The sequence below is a fragment of the Leptolyngbya sp. FACHB-1624 genome (assembly GCF_047649235.1).
Classification (GTDB): Bacteria; Cyanobacteriota; Cyanobacteriia; order Leptolyngbyales; family Leptolyngbyaceae; genus Leptolyngbya; species Leptolyngbya boryana.
Genome location: NZ_CP180258.1, coordinates 3,071,671 through 3,090,660, shown reverse-complemented (window position 1 = coordinate 3,090,660; position 18,990 = coordinate 3,071,671). Strand labels below are relative to the sequence as shown.

At 45.4% G+C, this 18,990-nt stretch carries 13 protein-coding genes and 1 tRNA gene; 2 read left to right on the top strand and 12 right to left on the bottom strand.

The genetic code is table 11. From position 1 onward, the window contains the following. Positions 1-129: 129 nt before the first annotated feature. The 7 genes from ACMUEV_RS14370 to ACMUEV_RS14340 form a co-directional block, all read right to left on the bottom strand. Positions 130-204, bottom strand: a tRNA-Cys gene (locus ACMUEV_RS14370). A 406-nt stretch (positions 205-610) separates the two neighbouring features. Further along, a complete protein-coding gene (locus ACMUEV_RS14365; RefSeq protein ID WP_190653137.1) occupies positions 611-1,129 on the bottom strand; it encodes an HNH endonuclease in 519 nt (172 codons plus the stop codon). 330 nt (positions 1,130-1,459) lie between these two features. Next, entirely contained in the window at positions 1,460-2,782 is a 1,323-nt protein-coding gene (locus ACMUEV_RS14360) for an FAD-binding protein (protein ID WP_190653136.1), read from the bottom strand. A gap of 3 nt (positions 2,783-2,785) precedes the next feature. Next, positions 2,786-4,300 (bottom strand): GMC family oxidoreductase, encoded by a 1,515-nt coding sequence (locus ACMUEV_RS14355; RefSeq protein WP_190653135.1) that lies wholly within the window; start codon positions 4,298-4,300, stop codon positions 2,786-2,788. Between the two features lie 21 nt (positions 4,301-4,321). Then, positions 4,322-5,104, bottom strand: a complete 783-nt coding sequence (locus tag ACMUEV_RS14350) for a hypothetical protein (RefSeq protein ID WP_190653134.1) — start codon at positions 5,102-5,104, stop codon at positions 4,322-4,324. Further along, positions 5,104-5,310 (bottom strand): hypothetical protein, encoded by a 207-nt coding sequence (locus ACMUEV_RS14345; RefSeq protein ID WP_017288433.1) that lies wholly within the window; start codon positions 5,308-5,310, stop codon positions 5,104-5,106. The genes ACMUEV_RS14350 and ACMUEV_RS14345 overlap by 1 nt, the downstream gene beginning before the upstream one ends. A gap of 20 nt (positions 5,311-5,330) precedes the next feature. Next, positions 5,331-6,335, bottom strand: coding sequence for a hypothetical protein (locus tag ACMUEV_RS14340; protein ID WP_190653133.1), 1,005 nt, complete (start codon positions 6,333-6,335; stop codon positions 5,331-5,333). A 485-nt stretch (positions 6,336-6,820) separates the two neighbouring features. Here ACMUEV_RS14340 and ACMUEV_RS14335 point away from each other — a divergent pair, with 485 nt between their 5' ends. Beyond that, positions 6,821-9,340 carry a beta strand repeat-containing protein gene (locus tag ACMUEV_RS14335; RefSeq protein WP_190653132.1) on the top strand — a complete coding sequence of 840 codons (2,520 nt, stop codon included), beginning with the start codon at positions 6,821-6,823 and terminating at the stop codon, positions 9,338-9,340. A gap of 148 nt (positions 9,341-9,488) precedes the next feature. On the opposite strand, the gene ACMUEV_RS14330 is transcribed toward ACMUEV_RS14335, so the two are convergent. From ACMUEV_RS14330 to ACMUEV_RS14315, 4 genes are read right to left on the bottom strand one after another with little or no spacing between them, the layout of a single operon-like run. Further along, positions 9,489-10,589, bottom strand: a complete 1,101-nt coding sequence (locus ACMUEV_RS14330; RefSeq protein WP_190653131.1) for an ABC transporter ATP-binding protein — start codon at positions 10,587-10,589, stop codon at positions 9,489-9,491. A 19-nt stretch (positions 10,590-10,608) separates the two neighbouring features. Further along, the gene (locus tag ACMUEV_RS14325) at positions 10,609-11,493 is read right to left on the bottom strand and encodes a carbohydrate ABC transporter permease (protein WP_017288437.1); all 885 of its coding nucleotides are present in this window, start codon (positions 11,491-11,493) and stop codon (positions 10,609-10,611) included. 1 nt (position 11,494) lies between these two features. Further along, the gene (locus ACMUEV_RS14320) at positions 11,495-12,400 is read right to left on the bottom strand and encodes a carbohydrate ABC transporter permease (RefSeq protein WP_190653130.1); all 906 of its coding nucleotides are present in this window, start codon (positions 12,398-12,400) and stop codon (positions 11,495-11,497) included. 3 nt (positions 12,401-12,403) lie between these two features. Beyond that, positions 12,404-13,711: an ABC transporter substrate-binding protein gene (locus ACMUEV_RS14315; protein WP_190653129.1), complete on the bottom strand. Its 1,308-nt coding sequence runs from the start codon at positions 13,709-13,711 to the stop codon at positions 12,404-12,406. A 369-nt stretch (positions 13,712-14,080) separates the two neighbouring features. On the opposite strand from ACMUEV_RS14315, the gene ACMUEV_RS14310 reads away from it, so the two are divergent. Next, complete coding sequence (locus tag ACMUEV_RS14310) at positions 14,081-15,034, top strand: hypothetical protein (RefSeq protein ID WP_190653128.1); 954 nt, start codon at positions 14,081-14,083, stop codon at positions 15,032-15,034. A gap of 246 nt (positions 15,035-15,280) precedes the next feature. Here ACMUEV_RS14310 and bchH read toward each other — a convergent pair whose 3' ends face one another. Further along, on the bottom strand, positions 15,281-18,949 hold the full coding sequence (gene bchH / locus ACMUEV_RS14305) for a magnesium chelatase subunit H (protein WP_190653127.1): 3,669 nt from the start codon (positions 18,947-18,949) through the stop codon (positions 15,281-15,283). Positions 18,950-18,990 lie beyond the last annotated feature (41 nt).

The following is an 18,990-nucleotide window of genomic DNA, read 5'->3' as shown; positions in this document are numbered from 1 at the left end:
TTTTGGAGACCGAAATGTTACCGTTACACCATCCCAACGTATTTGGTCGCAGTGCGGGGAGTTGAACCCCGAATGTCTTGGATATGAATCAAGATCCTGACCGTCAGGACACTGCAAAACTTTAGAATTTGGAGTCCGGGAGGGGAATCGAACCCCTGTTGAGCAGATTTGCAGTTTGCCGCCTTCCCACTTGGCTACCCGGACAGGCGAGGATAACGAGATTTGGCACAAGATTTGAACCTTGCGATTTCTGGCTTGATAGTTCAGTGCTTGACTCGGCTGAACTACATCCTCTTAAGAAGCAGGTAAGATTGCTAGGCTTACCTGCTATGGATCATATGGGTGAACTATTCAGTTTTCATGGTTCAGAAGTTAGTGCAGTCTAAAGTAGTGTTCGCCGTTGCAAAAAGCCTTCACTTTGCACTTTTGAAACGGCTTCGGCTTGTTTTCGCCGATCCGATGCTGATTGATCTCTGCGTCGATCCCAGCTAAAGTTCCAGGAGTCCGATCGCGGATGTCTTAGAAACAGAATCATTTCGTCGCCTCCGGTTTGTCTTCTCTTGTACTACATTAATACTACATTCTGTATTACAGAGTTGTCAAGAGCGTACTACAACTTTTTTTCAGATGCCTTCCAGAACTGTTCAGCAAAGGCAATTGCGGGATGAATCGGGGCTTTCGGCTTGGTTTTAAGCTTCATTCCGAGTTCAGATAAAAAGCGATCGCCTTTTTTAGAATTACAGCCTGCACAAGCCGTCACAACGTTATCCCAGGTATGAGTTCCACCTCTGGAACGGGGAATCACGTGGTCGATCGTCAACTGCTTCTGAGTTCCGCAATACTGGCAGGTGTGGCAGTCTCGGCGGAGAACTTCTCGGCGACTGACCGCAGGCACTTTCCAATGCCGTTCTGGATTCGATCCCGTTAAACGGATGTGCTCAGAAACATGTAGTACAACATTGGGAGAACGAACTTCCCATTGCTGAGCATCTTCAAAATCGAGTGCTTCAGCTTGTCCAGAAATAATCAGAACAATTGCACGTTTGATGTTGATGCGCGCGATCGGTAAATAGTTTTTAGAAAAAACCACGATCGACGCTTGTAATATATGTGGTTCAGTTGCCTGCATGACGGTTTCACTCCTAAAAAAGAACCCCGCTCCTGATGTGCCAGAAGCGGGGAAAGGGTGGTGAGTAAATGCCCTTACGCTGGAGATAGAATCTCCCGATTTCGCCCGCTTTTTGCACCATGATTTTTCAGCCAGTTTTCCGACATGCACGCACTTTCTACACCCGGAACTGGGGCAGATGTGCAGTCACATAAATGGGAAAAGCCGTAAATCATTGCGATGTAGTATCTGTAGTATGATTTATTTACATACTACAGATATATTACAAATTTGTCCAGGCGATTTCGGGAATTTTTTCGTCAATTCAGCTTTGAGCGATCGTCAATCTCGTCAGAAACTTTCTCGATTCAAATTCGACAACCCATGTTGACGACGTAACTCATGCAAGGTGAGATAGTCTGCACCATAAAACGCTTGCTTTTGCCGTTCGTCCATCTCATTGCAGCCATAAAGATAAGGACGACCTCCTAGAGCACAACATTGTTGTAGTGCCATTTGTAAAACTGGAAGCGTCTTGGTCAGCAGCATCGGGTTCCAGCGGCTCACCATTGTGTAAAGCCCCACGCTAAAGAGTAATGTTCCTTTCGGTGCTGGAAGAAAAGCAAAATTCGTATGGTCTGCTGGGCGACGAATCATGAGAATGTAAATTGCTTTGAGTGCTTCAGATAGAGGCTGTTCTCTCATCAAAGGTTCCAGAAATTCCATGAAGCGAACTACGTTAGCATAGTCAAAGATATAATCTGTCCAAATCTGAAAATGATCTGGGAATGCGGAAAGCCAGACATCTCTGCGCGCTTGTAGCTGAAAGGGAAAATCTTGCTCACTCTTGACTTGATCTGAATCTTGATACAAAGCAGGGGCAATACAAGAGTCACTAAATTGCTCTTGCTGGCTCATATAACCATACTCAGAAGCAATCTCATTCAAAGAGATATAGCCATTGAAATGCTGAATTCCACTGTTCGGGGCAGCTAGCTCTGGTAAAAACTCCAGCATTTCAGAAACGCTATCATGCTGTCGCTTAACAGTATGTGTAAATTTTGAGAAGGGCTGAGTCTGCATTACGACTTTGTCAATAATGCCAACTTGTCCTAATCCTGCCAAAGCAAAGCGGAACAGCGTTTCATTCTCGTGCGGAGAACACCAAAGAACTTGTCCATTCGGTTGAATCAAACGCAGGCGACGAACTTGATCGACTTGGAAACCATGCGCGATCGAATTCAGCCCCATTCCACCTACTGAAAGCGTTCCACCCACTGACAAATCCAGATAATCAGTCAGAACGGCTGATTGTCTGCCTGCCTGGTTCAAACATTCCTCAACCGCACGCCAACAGCTTCGCCCCGAAACTTCAACCAAGCCATCTTCTAAGAACTCAACTTCAGCCGATCGACTAAAGTTTTCAAGAAGAATGCCTCTAGAATTGAGACTCTGCCCATTACATGAATGACCAGCCCCTCGAACTGTTAGCGAAGTTCCAGTCGTCTGAGCCACTTCTAACGCATGAAGAATATCTTTCTCCTGATGCGCTGTTACTAAAATGCCAGGTTGCTTGCGTCGCAACCCTCCGAAATCAGTTTGATACTGTGCAGGCACAATATCTGTAACTTCGCCCTGTATGCCTTGCCGAAGTGAATCTAGAATGTCAGACATAATTTACTTATCCAGAATCATTTGAGCTGCTTTCTCACCAATCATGATGCAGCTTGCGTTAGTATTCCCACTCACAATCACAGGCATAATCGAGGCATCCGCAACTCTCAGTCCTTCAACCCCATGGACTCGGAGCTTTGAGTCCACTACTGCCATTTCATCTTGTCCCATTTTGCAGGTTCCAACAGGATGCCAAATCGTCGTTGCCTGAGTGCGAATTAGACTGTTCAAGTCATCGATATCTGCTGTAAACTCGCCGCCATTGAACTCCACTAAGCTTGAAGTATGAGCCAGTTCACGAGCAAGCTGAATCCCTTGTCGTAAGACTTTCAAATCACGATCGCAACTCAAATAATTTGGATCAATCCTTGCTGAATCCAACGGATTGGCAGAGCGCAAATTGATCTGACCTCGACTTTCAGGTTTGACTAACGTTGGTGCACAAAAAAACACAGAATCTTCGATCGATAATTCTTGAGGAATCAATCCACGCATATTTCCTGTGAAGTGAAATTGTAAATCTGGTGCTTCATGCTGATCATCTGTATTGACAAATAATCCAGCTTCTCCTAGAAAAGTAGGAAGCTCAAGATTTTGTTTAGCTCGATATATCAAAACCATCATCAGATGATCGTGTAAGTTCTGTCCGACTCCTGGCAAATTGACTTGAACTGAAATGTCGTGCGCTTTAAGCTGAGCGGTAGAACCAATTCCAGAAAGCATTAAAAGTTTGGGTGAGTCGATCGCTCCTGCACAAAGAATGACTTCTTGATTGCAGTAAACTCGCTGAATATCACCTGCTTGAATATATTCCACACCAATGGCACGATTGCCTTTTAGCAAAATACGAGTGACTTGGACTTGTGTCTGAATCGTTAGATTCGAGCGGTGGAGAACCGGATTGAGAAATGCGATCGCGGCGTTACATCTTCGCCCATCTGGAGTTACATTCACTTGATAAATGCCCGCTCCATTTTCTTGCTGCTCCCCATTAAAATCCCAATCTACGCCATAGCCAAGTTCTCTGCCTGCTTGCACAAAAGCTCTTGAAACGGCAGTGGGTTCAGGACAGTACCGAACACTCATCTCCCCACCAATTCCATGAAAATCAGAGACATCTCCAGCAAAATTCTCTGACTTCTTGAAGATGGGAAGTACTTCATCGTAGCTCCATCCCTCATTCCCTAAGTTCTTCCAGCCATCAAAATCATGACGGCTGCCTCGAACGTAGATCATCGCGTTAATACTACTGCATCCCCCTAAAACTTTGCCTCGTGACATGAAGATGCGGCGGTTACAGAGTCCAGGCTGTTCCTCAGTGAAGTAAGACCAATCGTGTTGAGATCCCCAAAGACTAAATAATTCCGACGGTTGATCAATATTAGAATGATTGGCTGAACCTCCTGCTTCTAAGACCAAAACAGTAGCGTCAGAATCAGCACTGAGACGATTCGCAATTACACATCCAGCGGAACCCGCACCGATCACGACATAGTCAAACGACTGCTGCTGTAGCATCCCGCCTACTCCAAGGTTCTTTTAGATTCCAGCGAAGTTCCCGACTGGAGGCGATGAAAAGTCAGTTCCATCATTGATGATTTTGATTGCAGATGCCATGCGCTCCATCTGCGATCGCAACTCTGGATAGTCTTGCATTGTATTCACGAATCGCCCTGCCTTGTCTTGAAACTCAATGCCATTAAAGAAATTCATGACAAGATAGTTGCCTTCATACCAAATAAAACCATAAGACGTGAGATGAAGTTCTTGATAACTATCGAGATGCGAATCCCAAGCATCGCTCGGAGCAATGAATAACTCTGGAATACCCGACTGAGGCATGTGATCCCCCAAGCCACTATGCATTTTGTAAGTGACTTGAAATGACCATCTATCTGTTTCAATCTGTTCTAGTTCTTCAATTTGGGTCGGAATTGAAACAGGAGATGGATCTCCCATGCGGCGAAGCCAACCTAAGTTATCTCGATTGCCGAGTTCAGCAAAAATCTCTGGCGGTAGTCTCTGTCCATCAACAGATGGAATCACATAGACCCCAAAAAAGGCATGAAAATAAGGACTCGTTGCATCAAAATGAGCAGAGTAAGAACAACCAGGGGTAGGTGCAGGAAACAGCAAATAGCTTGTCCCCTTGAGATCTTGAATGGCATCCCCACATTGAATGTGTTGCCAGTGAGGTTGCATGGCAAGGCAGAAAATCTTAGGCAACCAACCTGCTTCAACGCGAAAGACAGGGCGCGGATTCCATCCTCTCAAGTTAAAAATTGTTTGGACGGTAGGAGCGGATTGTAGTTGTTTCAGCATTAATAGTTGACCTGTTCGTTTGCCTCTAATAATGCATTCTGGTTTTGATAAAGCATCTCAATATCAAAGGATTCCAGATGGTAACCTTTGCTGACAAACCACGATTGCATCTGCTCAGCTTCGGGAAAAGGTAGAACAAGATTGAGTTCTTGAAGCAAATCGGTTTGAGTCGTGATATCTAGAATAAAATCGGTGTACGTTTTCATGAGAGTACTTCCTATTGAAGTCAAATTGTAGATAATTCTTCCAAGGGGCAAGCGAGTTGCCGCAACTCAGAAGCATAGGTTTTGAGGGAAATTGATTCTGCTGCCTGTTGGGCTTCCCTTAACCAGAGAAGAATGTAAGAAACGAGAGTAGAAAGCAGTTTCGTTTCTTCGAGATGCTGTTGCAGAATTCTCCATTCAGGAGACTGATGATTTTTCCCTCCGCACCCCAACCAGACGAGTTGGTATTCTGGAGACAGTAGGTGATACACAGCTGAGAGTTCCCCTGCAAAGGCATCGCTGCTACAGTCGCGCAAATCATCTAACAGTCGCCATGCAATACAAAATGCCTCGTAAGCAGTTTGAACCGCGATCGCATCACTTCCTGTACGATGTGCAGTCAACATCGGTGAAATTAAGGTCGTACTCAACTGCTTACGGAACAATTCGCAGTAGGCATCCAACCCAACTACTGGAGTCGGGCAATGCACCCCACTAAAGTATCGAGCTAACAGAGAGTTAACAATCGTTTCGCCTTCAGGTAAACATTGAGCAAGAGATAAGGTCTCTTGATTAAACTTCATCCATGCCTGTGTTCTCAGTTGCAGGAGGAGATGACTTGGTGCAAGCTGCCCATCTGAAATGTGATCGTCCAGCATATGTAGGAAATATGCCATTGCCTGTGCGCTCAAGGCAGCTTTTAGCTCATCTTGTTGCAGAGTAGGCTGATTTTGCTGCATCCAATAGATGATCGACCAACTTGGAGTATAGAATTTCGTAAAGAAGTTCACCAAGTTTGAGAGTTGAAACCCTGTGTAGTGTCTTTGAATTGTGAGAAGAGCAGATCCGCGCAATGGCTCTGGTAGGGAGCGACATAGCTCAATCATTTGGCGATTCATGAAGGAGAGCATTGAAGTTTGCTCTGGATTGAGTGACACCTGACCAAAATTGACGGATTCAAATTCTGGGACAGTTAAGAGCTTTGCTGAATGATCGGATGAGATTCGAGAGAGCGCTAGAGCATGCATGATTTAACTGAAAATCGAGTAGGTCATGGTTTCTGCACCTTGATGAAATTGGGTTGAGTAATAGCGAGAAGGTAGTACTCAAGTCAATTGTGATTTCATCTTGAGCTTTTAGCCTATCAATTTATTTCTCCTATTTAATTCAGTATTAACACTAAATTTTCAGCCTGAAAAAATTGGAATTTAGGCTTTTTATGAATGTGAAACTCTTATACATCAAGATTCAATGAAGATTTTATATATTAATTGATTTGCTTAGAATTGAGCTTCAACTCAATACAAATCTGTTGTTTTAAACAGAGCAAAATCTTTAGAATTCGTGAAATATGTTGCTTTGTCTAAGTTAATTTTTAATAAAATAGAGTGAAAAATGGTGAATCCTGCTATCAATTTTCTGAAGATTGGATTAATTATATCTTTACGAAAAAAGTTGACTCAAACTGTTATCTTTTGGGCACATTAAAGTTGAATTATGCTCTGTTCTCCTTATGCGCCCTTTACTTTGTTCCCTTGGTTTAACTAGTATTGCGCTGCTTGGATTAAGCTTTGCACGTCCAGCATCTGCTCAGCTTCGAGTGGTTGAAGATGGTACGTTATCGACAAAAGTCACCTCTCCAGATGGATTAAACTTCACGATCGATTTTGGCGATCGTATGGGTAATAATCTATTCCATAGCTTCCGAGAGTTCTCGATTCCAGCATTCGGGTCGGCAAGATTCAATCATGCCTCAGAGATTCAGAACATCTTCAGTCGGGTTACAGGTGGCACTGCATCTAGTATTAATGGCGTGATTGAAGCTCAAGGCACTGCTAATTTGTTTCTGCTCAATCCAGCGGGGATTCTCTTTGGTGCGAATGCACAGTTGAATATTGGCGGCTCTTTTGTTGGGACAACAGCTTCTAGTATTCGGTTCGCAGATGGTGCAGAATTTAGAGCAACAGATCTTAATGCGCGTCCTTTGCTAACCGTCAGTGCCCCGATTGGCGTGCAGTTTGGGCAGCCTGCTGGAGCAATCCAAGTTCAAGGTATTGGACATCCATTAACGGGTAGAACACGCCCAGATGTGAGAAATCCTCTTGTAGGTGCAGGAAGTAGCACAACAGGATTGCGCGTACAATCTGGAAAGACACTTGCTCTAGTTGGCTCTGGCGTAACACTTGATGGCGGAATTCTCAGTGCACCTGAGGGGCATTTGGCGTTGGGCAGTGTAAGTTCAGGCTATGTGAGTCTTCTGCCCAATGCACAGGGCTGGCAGCTAGGCTATGAGCAAGTCCAGGGTAAGCAAAACATTCAACTGTCTCAGCAAGCTCTACTTGATGCAAGTGGCTTAGGAAATGGCTCCATTCAGCTTGATGGTGCTCAGATCGCGCTAAGTGGAGGGTCTGTTGCGCTGATTCAGAATCAAGGAACGGTGTCTTCTGGTCAAATTCAAATTCGCGCTTCTGAAAAGCTTTATCTGAGCGGCACGACACCAGATGGCACGATTCAGACTGGGCTGCACATGCAACAAGTCAATACGGGAAATGGAAATGAGATTAATATTGTTGCGCCACAGGTTGAAGTACTAGCGGGGGCAGGAATTAGCAGCAAAACCTTTGGCAGTGCTCATACAGGAAATATCAGAATTGATGCTGATCAAGCCGTCCGAGTACAGGATTTTTCAGCGATCGATTCTTCTAATTTCTCTTCGATTACTAACTACACTTATAGTCGAAGCAGCAGTGCAGGAAATACAGGCAATATCAGTATTTCAACTCGCGAGTTGAGCAGTGTAAATGGAGGATCAATTGGGCTTGGGACTTTGGGCGCTGGCTCAACCGGAAACCTAGATATTAAAGCAACTGAGTCTGTAGAATTGGGAGGAGAAGAGCCAAGATTCCGGCAGTTTAGCACTCTGTTTGATGTCTCTTTTGGAACAGGAAATGCAGGCAACCTCACGCTTGATACAAAGCGATTGTTGATTCGGGACGGGGGGCGGCTTGGTGCTTCGACGGTTGCTTTTGGTAATGCTGGAAATATTACTGTCAATGCAAGTGAATCTGTAACTGTGAAAGGAATTGCGCCTGTTGCCAGAATTCCTAGCCAAATTAGTTCTGCTGGCAATATTCTGCCAGAGAGCGTACGTCTACTCTACAATACTCCACGTCTGCCAAGTGGGAATGCAGGCAGCGTCACGATCAATACTGATCGCTTACAGGTCGCTAATGGCGCACTGGTTACAGTGAGAAATCTTGGCTTTGGAAATGCTGGAAACTTGAATGTCAATGCAAATTCAATTTATCTAGATCAAAGAGGAAGTCTTGCCGCTTCGACGACGGTTGGCAATGGTGGAAATATGAATCTTCAAGTTCAAGAGTCGATCATCATGCGTCGTGGAAGTGGAATTACGGCTGAGGCGAGGGGAGGAGGCAATGGAGGTAATCTTACTGTCAATGCGCCGATTTTACTAGGGTTAGAAAACAGTGATATTGTTGCTAGGGCTGAGCGAGGCAATGGCGGTAATATTCAAATCACGACTCAAGGCATTTTTGGCTTAAAGTTTCGATCGCAGCAGACCCCTGAAAATGACATTACTGCGAGTTCGGATTTTGGTGTGAATGGCAGTGTCGCCATTAAGAGTCCTGATGTAGATATCAATGCAGGATTGTTGCAATTACCTGTTGAGTTCCTCGACGCAGGACAGCAAGTTGCAAAAGGATGTTCAGCGCTCGAAGGCAGCCGTTTTGTCGTCACAGGGCGAGGTGGAATTCCAGAAGATCCGACTCATGCTGTGGCTCACAATTTGGTCTGGTCTGATTTGCGAGATCTTGCTGATTTAAAATTGTCAAACGGTCGTGCATCTCGCCCAACAGTGTCTTCGGGCAGTGAAATGCATGAAATGATGGTAGAGGCAACCGAATGGCGACGCAATGCGGCGGGTCAGGTTGAATTAATTGCGAAACATGCCCCTGTATCATCAATTTCCGCACTGAATTGCGCTGGAGAAAACATTAATTCAGCACCTTAGTTAAAAGATTGAGTATTCTGAGATTTCCAAACAAGGTTAGCACTGAGAGCTATACAGGCATTGCTGTAATCTATTATCAAATAAACCTATACCCCTCAAGTCTTCAAGCAGTGAAGATTTGAGGGGTAAATTGCAGATTGCAACAGAGCTATGCCATCACATGCGATCGCGCATCTGTTATGCGATCGCCCGTTGCCACATCAAACCAATGAATGGTTTCATCTGAAAAGGCTAACTGCACGGCACTTCCTGCTTTTAAGCCCGAATGGACTGGGAGGATCGCGCGCAGGTTGATCGGTTCACTTGTTCCATGTCCGATCCGTACACTGACCAAATCGTGCATGCCTAAATTCTCGGTTAGGAACACTTCACCCTCTAGCGTCGGTTCATTGCGGTTTTGCGCAAGATGCACATGCTCAGGACGAATTCCTAAGATAATCTCTTGAGCGCTAACGCTTCGGGGTAGAGGAATTTTGGCATTGCCCACGATCGCATTGCCATTCTGACAAGGAACCCGTAAAAAGTTCATCTGTGGGCTACCAATAAAGCCTGCAACAAATTGATTGGCAGGTTGGCTGTAGATCACATCAGGTCGATCGAACTGTTGCAGGTAACCATTATTCAGCACAGCTACTTTGGTTGAAAGGGTCATTGCTTCAGTCTGGTCGTGCGTCACGTAAACAACAGGCGCATTTTGTGAACCAAACAATTGCTTTAACTCAGCCCGAACATGTTCTCGGAGCAATGCATCCAAGTTACTCAGAGGTTCGTCTAGTAGGAATAAATCAGGACGACGAACCAAGGTTCTTGCGACTGCAACTCGCTGTCGCTGTCCGCCAGACAGTTGACCCGGCTTACGATTCATCAGATCATGCAATCCTAGGAAATCTGCGACCTCACGAATTCTTTCTTTGATCTCTGCATGGGGCGTTTTCCGCAGTTTTAGCCCGGATGCGATGTTGTCATACACGGTCATGTGCGGATAGAGTGCATAGCTTTGAAAGACCATTGCAATATTGCGATCGCCCGGATTCAAGCGGCTCACATCCCGACCATTGATCAGGATTTGTCCACTAGTCGGCTGTTCTAATCCCGCAATCAAGCGCAAGATCGTCGATTTACCGCATCCTGAAGGTCCTAACAAAGTGAGAAATTCGCCTTGTTCGACACTCAAGTTAATGTCTTTTACAGGAACAATTTGCTGAGTGTAAGCTTTTCTCAAGTTAATGAGTTCTAGTTTCTTATCCATGATGTTTGAGAAGAGTGAATTAACCTTTGACTGCTCCAGACGTTAGCCCTTGGACAATGCGGCGTTGGAAGAAGAGAACTAACAACACCAGTGGAATTGTTCCGAGAACCGTTGCTGCTGCGATCGGTCCAAATGGAATTTCAAAGGGCGAAGCTCCGCCGAGTTGTGCGCCTGCAACTGGAACTGTTTTCATGTCTTCGCGAGTGATGAAAGTCAGGGCAAAGATGAATTCATTCCAGGCAGAAATGAAAGTCAAAATTCCAGTCGTCACGAGTGCTGGAATCGTCATCGGTAGAACGACTTCGAGCAGCATTCGAGGGGTGCTATAGCCATCGACTCTTGCCGCATCTTCGAGATCTTTGGGAAGTTGCTGAAAGAAGCTTCGCATCACCAGAATCGTGAGCGGCAAGTTAATCGCGGTGTAAGGAATGATCAATGAAAGATAGTTGTTTCCAAGATGAAGCGCCCGAACGATTTCGAGGAGTCCCAGGAAGAGCAGAATCGGTGGGAATAGCGTCACGATCAGAACACCTGCTAAAATCCAGCGTTCTCCTTGAAGTTTCAGTCTGGCGAGCGCATAAGCTGCGGGAGAGCCGACTCCTAAAGCGAGGATAGTTGAAGCAAAAGAGACGATCGCACTATTGAAGATATAGTTCAAAAATGGGCGACGCTCAAACAAAGAACGGTAATGATCTAATGTAAATCGAGTTGGGAAATAAACATTGGGAATTGCCGCAATGTCAGCATTCACTTTGAATGAGGTTAAGAGCTGCCAAAGGATTGGAGCCAGGCAAAAGATGACAGTAAAGGCAACTGCAATCGGCAAGACGACTTTTCGCCCAATTCGAGTTGATTTGCCTCCTGGCATTCGTCGATCGACGGATTCTGGAAATACAGTTGTCATATTAAATTGCTCCCGATGCTTTAGCTCTGGATCGAGTTAGGAAGTAACTTGCGATCGCAACGGCTAACACTAATAATAAAAACGTCACCACAACTAATGCTGCTCCATAACCGAAGTCTAGATAGCGCATCACTGTGGCGTAGATGTAGAGCGAAACTGTTTCAGTCGCACCGCCAGGGCCACCTCCAGTCATGACACTGATCAAGTCAAAGATTCCGAATGCCTGAGCGAGCCGGAACAACAGTGAAATGACCACTTGCGGCATCAGCAGAGGCAAGGTAATCTGTCGAAAACTTTGCCAAGGAGAAGCGCCATCGATCGCTTGTGCTTCGTACAAATCATTGGGAATGGATTGCAGTCCAGCAAGTAATAGAATGCTGATGAAGGGTGTCGTTTTCCAAACATCTGCAAAGATGACTGCTAGCATGGCTAACGTCGGATTGCCGAGCCAGTTGATGCCCGTATCGATCAATCCCAACCGCAGCAAAATGTCATTGACAATCCCGTATTGATCATTAAAAATCCATGTCCAACCGAGTGCAATCAGCGCAGTCGGCAAAGCCCAAGGCAGAATAGCAATCGTTCTTACCGCTCCTCGACCTCGGAAAGATTGGTTGAGTACGAGCGCAATTCCCATCCCGAGCACAAGTTCGATCGCCACGGATGAAAACGTAAAAATCGCTGAATTGACCATACTTTGCCAGAATCGCCCGTCTTGAGCCATCCGGGCAAAATTAGACAATCCTGTGAAGTGTGGGTTCAGTTGATTTCCTAAGTTCTGAACAAATAGACTTTGCCAGAACGCTCGCAGAATTGGATAAGCAAAGACCAGCGTCAAAATCAGCAAGGCTGGAATCGTTAAGAGCCAACCTGTACGACGTTCTCGCTCTCGAATCACATCTTTCATCGGCTAAACTCCTAACAATGCGCGTGTTTCACGGGCTGCTGACTTCATCGCTTCTTCGGGTGAAATGCGTCCTGAGATTGCGGAACTGAGATAGCGCTGCAAAATATCAGACGCTTGGGCATATTGCGCGATCGGAGGTCGAATTCCAGGATTTTCCAGAGCTTTGAGCGCGACTGGGAAAAAGTCGTATTTCGCGAGAATTTCTGGGTCTTTGTACAACGCTTTGCGACTCGGCAAGTACCCAGAGGAAAGGGATGTGGTTTTTTGAACGTGGGTTCCTGTAAAGAAGTCGAGCGCTTTCCGAGCTTCTACAGGATGCTGAGTCGTGCTAGCGATTCCCCAACCCCATCCGCCTAGACAAGACACGCTCAGTTTTCCAGGTGCGTGAATCACAGGTTTGACGGCAACTTTGCCGCGAACAGGTGAGTCTTCTTTGTTGAGTAATGCCCAAGCGTAAGGCCAGTTTCGCATAAATACGGTGTTCCCACTTTGGAAGAGGAGCCGCGCTTCTTCTTCTTGATAGGTACTGACCCCAGCTGGTGTCACACCTTTGTCAACAGTGGTTCTTAAGAAGTTTAAGGCTTGAATTGCTTCAGGTCGATCGAGTCCAACTTCATTTGTTTGAGGATTGACCCAGAAGCCGCCATTGCCTTCTAAGACCTCAATAAACATCGCAGCAACGCCTTCGTACTGTCGCCCTTGATAAACGTATCCCCACTGTGCGCCATTCTTACCTTGAATTTGCTGCGAGGCTTTGATCAACTGATCAAAAGTTTCGGGTGGCTGAAGTCCTGCTTGGTCGAGCAAATCTTTCCGGTAGAAGAGTAACGCTGCATCTGTTCGCCAGGGCACTCGATAGAGTTTGCCTTGATAGCGACTGGCTTCGATGTCTCCGGGCAAGAACTCGTTTAACTGTTCTTGGGGAATTTCATTGGTTAAGTCACGCAGCCATCCTGCTGCTGCAAATTTTGCGACCCAAGTGACATCCATATTGACGAGATCATAAGGCGCACTTCCTAACAGAAAAGCAGACGTATTCAAGTCTTCGATCAAGTTTGAAGCGTTGGGACCTTCAATCATGTTGAGCTTGATGCCTGGATTTTGCTTCTCAAATTCTGTGATTAAAGGTCGCAGATTTGGAACTTCGGGTGCATTCATCAAAAATGTGAGAACGACGGGCTGCGATCGCGCAGGTAACACGATCAGAAGCGCAGAGATGGCAAAGATTGTAAGTAAGCTAATACTGCGAAAGACGATCGAGGATCGCCAAAACTGCGCTAATTTATAGCGATATTCTTGTAGCATTTCCATAGGCGTGTCACCCTGCGATCGCAACTTCACTCACGATCGCGCTTTAGTGAATAAATGGTTTGTTTCACACTTCGATCGCTAAAACTCATCATTTCTGTAGAAGTCCTAGCATTGGAAAATCATACGAATACGGTGATCCCTACCTCATCTCCTCTAAGATGGATCGCCTGAGAAAAGCTGTTAAGTTACTTGAATAAACCTACCAATACCTAATAATAATTCGCTCCGTTTTTCTTACCCGTTTGGGCACTGTGGATGTTTTGTAGGGGCGCTTAGGCTGAAATGACAAGCGATAGAAAGGCAGTGCATAAAGTCTCGATCGCTTCCCTATTAACCCGTATCCACTCATTTACTGGAGCTTCAAGGAATATGCAATCTAAACATTTGTTAGCAAGCACATTATTGGCTGGGCTAATGTTAAGTTTAGGCACAACAGCCGGATTTGCAAATGAGATTAAACCGATTCATGTGAATCCGAATCTGTTTGGTAACTTGACTGCACTGAATTCTCCAAATCCTGTTCTCGCTTTCAAAGGAACCGAAAACAAAAATGGCTATACTTACTACAATTTGACGGTTACGAACTGGCAGCAAATCAATGCTGCGCTGTTTACGAGTGCTCCGGATTTGCCTGCTTGCGGTGCGAACACCAATTCTTCGAGAACTTGGGTTGATATCTATGATGCTCAATCGAATCAGAGAATCTATGGGTTCTGTGCTTTTTCAAATCCAGAAAATCTGACGAAGCTCTGGTTTGCAGTTCAGCAAGGCAAAACCCCGCCCCAATCGGTTTACATTGTGTTGCACGATCGTAAAACGGATCGAAAATATCGATCGAATGCAGTTTCGCTCGGTCAAACTGCGCTGAATGAAGATTGCATTGCGTTCAATCCCAACAATACAGCCGTTGAGAATGTTCAGGGGCGTTGGACGATCGTGGAAAATGGCAATCACTTGATGTTTAATTTTGAAGGCGATCGTGCAAGAGCAGAACAGTCTCTCCGCACGATCAAGCACTATAAAATGAACAAGTCCTGCTTTGTGGGTAGACCTCAGCCTTCATTCCAGTATATGTTGGTGAGCAATGCTGCTCCAGTAGGCGCAATGCGCGGTGAAGATTGTATTCCGTTCAATCCGGCAACGACGACGGTGAGCAAGATTAACAATCGTTGGAAAATTGTAGATGGCAATCACTGGATGTTTGATTTTGAAGGAAATCAGGCTGAGGCAGAACAGTCTTTGGCGGTGATTCGGAAGTATGGATTTAATCAGTCTTGCTTTGTGGGCAGACCGAATGCGAAGTTTACCTACCTGCGCCGTTAGAGGGTGTTTTAAAAGTATCAACCGTTTTCTCGCTCCGTTCTAGCTCGCCCCGGAATGAATTCGGGGCTAACGGTGCGAAGTCCTTTGAAAAGGACTGAAGACCCCATTCTGATTGGCTGTTAGTCCCTTCAGTGGACTTCGTTCAACTAGCCCGGAATTCCATTCCAGGGCGGGTGAATGCGCCTCAACGATTACTTTTAAAGCATATTCTTAGGATGTGCTCCGATTGAATCGTCGGGAAGCAAGCTAAACTGAAGCAATTTCTACTCCTTCAAGCTTGCTATCCGATTGTTCATAGAGCGCTCTAAGTTTCGATAGCTTCTCATCATCGGGATTCCAAAATCCTCGTCCGTTTGCTTCTAGCATTCGTGCCACAATATTGCGAAAGGCTTCAGGATTCGCTTCTTGAAGTCTTTTTGCCATTTCTACATCTAAAGCATATGTATCCGCCGCTTGGTCATAGACCCAAGATTCTTTGAAATCAACAGTGCCACTCCACCCGATTAAAGCCGTCATGCGTTGTGAAATTTCGTAAGCTCCTCCTGATCCTTGGGCTGCCATTGCTTCTGCCCATTTTGGATTTAGCAGTTTTGTGCGATACTCCATTCTCAATAGGTCTTCTAAATTTCGAGGCGTTGTATCTTTTGAAAAGCTTTCGACAAAGCTCGCTTGAACTTTCGTCCCTTTTTGCTGTTCTGCGGCGCGTTTGAGTCCGCCTGTGTTGGCATAGTACTCTTGAATATCAGTTAAGCCATATTCGACTGAATCAATTTCTTGGACAATGCGATCGGTAGTTTTCAAGAGAGTCTCTAAGACTTGAGATCGCACTTCTCCTTTATCTTTTCTGCCATAGCTAAAGACATTTCGACTCTGCCAAGTTTTTCCTAATTCTTCACCGGATTCCCAGTTTGAGGCAACCACTTGATCGTTGACGAGCGAACCGTAATCACCTGCGGGATTGGAGAATAAGCGGGCGGTTGGATTGTCGATTCCTTGAGTTTGCAGTGCGATCGCATGTTTGCGAATAAAGTTCTGGTCTGCTGGTTCATCCAGTGCTGCGGCTCGTTGAAACAGATCGTCGAGTAGCTCAATGATATTGACAAAGCTATCGCGGAAAATGCCTGAAAGGTTCGCGAGAACATCGATTCGAGGATGTCCAACTTCTGAGATTGGCTTGAGTTCGTATCGGACAATTCTGCCTGTTCCTTCTTTAACAGGTTCCGCTCCGACGAGTTCGAGTAAGATTCCGATCGATTCACCTTTGGTTTTAATCGCATCCAGTCCCCAAAGCATGACTGCTACCGTTTCTGGATAGGTTTGATGCTCTTTGAGATGCTGATCGATAATTTTACGAGCAATCTCGCGACCGCGTTCATAAGCAGCAGGAGAAGGCATTCGATAGGGATCAAGGGCGTGAATATTTCGACCCGTGGGTAATGCGCCTAAGCCATCTCGAAGTAAATCACCTCCGGGCGCAGGAGGAATATATTCGCCATTCAATCCGCGTAGTAGATTCGTCAGTTCGTCAGTCGTTTGTAGTAGCAGATTACGAATATCAACGGCTTCTTGCCATTGTGCTAGATCTTCACCTTGAGCAATTTGAGCGATCGACGATTCAGGAATGCGATCGTCAAAATATGCTTTGAGATAACTTTCAAGCATCTCTGGTGAGGGCATTTCACCTAAGGTATGTAAGCCCGATGAGAACAATCGATTTTCTAAGACCTGCAAGTATTCGTACAGAGTAATCAGATAACGATTAAAAGCATCATTGCTAAAGAGATTGATATTTTCAAGATTGAACGCAATGCCTAGTTGCTTTGCTTCTGCAAACGGGCAATCTGCATCAATTCCTATATCGATGATTTTTTGCACGATCGCGGATTTGAGCGCATAGTTCTTTTCTGGATCTTCGCGATACTCTGCAATTAAGTCTCGAATGTTGACTAGCTCTTTGTACAATCCTGCTCGACCATAAGGCGGAACATTGTGAGAGATTAAAGTGCCATAGCCTCGGCGCTTTGCCAGAATCGATTCTGAAGGATTATTTGCCGCGTAGACATAAAGATTTGGAAGATTGCCGAGTAAGATATCTGACCAAGAATAACCTGTATTTCCAAGCGGTGAACCGGGGAGCCATTCGACGGTTCCATGCATTCCGAAATGCACGATCGCATCTGCTCCAAAGTCGTTCTGAAGCCATTTGTAAAATGCTGCATACTGCGGATGAGGCGTTAAATCCCGCTCAAACATCAATCGCATCGGATCTCCTGAAATTCCGAGTGGAGGTTGCACTCCGATCCAAACATTGCCAAGCTGAACGCCTCCCCACACTAAATCATCACCGAGTGTCTTAATGCCACTACTGGATAACGATTTCCACTGCTTTTCAACTCTAGACGTGAGCAGATAGCCTAACCATTTCTCAAGTGTTTGGGTTGAAATTGCGATCGCATCTCCTTCATCTGAGCGTTTGACAGCTTGAATCAGAGTTTCTCCGTCTTCGGGTAAATCTGCGATCTCATATCCTTGCTCTTTCATCGCCTGTAATAGTTTGATCAGCGATCGCGGCACATTCAGCAATGCTGCTGTCCCAACTGCTCCATATCCGGGCGGAAATCCATACAGTAGAATCGCAATTTTTCGCTGCTTAGCAGGAGTTTGGCGGAGTTTAATCCATTGATTTAATCGCCCGGTTAATCGGTCTACTCGTTCTGGAATGAGGTAAATGGTTTCTCCGACTAAACCACCGAGCGCAATCGTATCGATCGCGCCATCTAATTCAGGCAGCACATACAACACCACACTCTGCAATCCGCTAATTCCCTGCCTTGTCCAAGAATGAATGTCTTGAATGAGTAATGGAGCCGCAACAATGTAGGGAACATTCTTAGCGCTGAGAATGCGTTTAGCAACTTCGATCTGTCTTCCTGCCTCCATTGATCCGGCGGGGCCTCCGACTAAGGGAAATCCGATCGTGGAAACAATCGCATCTACCTTTACCGCTTGATCCGAAAGTGAAAGCGTTGCATTGATGCCGCGATCGCGCTGTTGCTGTTCATAGTCTGTCGTCATCAAATCACGAACAGCAACATGACCTTCAACGCCATTAATAAAAATTGGAACTGGAATTAAATTGGCTTTCTCAAATGCTTTAATTAATTTTGGAATGTATTGCTGATTTGTAATGACGTGCTTTCGATAGAGCAATATTCCAACAGTCGGATGATTAGAATTAAAACGCTGACGATACCACTCTAGATATTGCTTTGGAGATTCAAAATAACCATTATACTTAGGATGCAAAAGCCCAATATTTAGAGTTTCAATGGGGTCTGCAATTTCGCCAACAGTCAGACCTAAATACTTTTGAGCGATCGTACAAAATAGAGCCGCGACATTCTCTGTTCCGCCTGCATTCCAATAGCCATAAATGATCAACCAATTTCGCAGATCTTGAACTTTTTGAACTGGGACAAATTTCAATAATTTTGGGCCTGTTTTCAGAAAGCTAATATAGCCTGCAAGCTTGTCTTCTTCTCGCCCATTGCTGAATTTATCGAGAATGAATTTGACAGGTTTGGGCATTCCTTTGGGCTTATCCCCAATTGCAAATTTCCCTAACTGCGTCAAACTCATTAATTCCAATGCCGATTCAAACACCAAGCGAATGGGAATCGTCTGTACTCGTTCTCTTAGCCAAAGTACTTGATCGTAGTCAAACAGCAAACTGGCAAAAAAGACATCAGCTTGCTGCAATGCGGCTTCTATTTCTGTCGGATTTGAGGTGAGATCGCGATCGCTAAATACTCGAATGTCTAGCTGTGAGCATTGCGACTGTGCTAAATCTGCCGCCTGCCGATACAGCCCTGCATTAAACGATTCAAATCCCGCAATCAGAACAATCCGCTTCATAAGCCTTAGAAAATGTCTCAACCCTATTGTAGAAGAGTGAG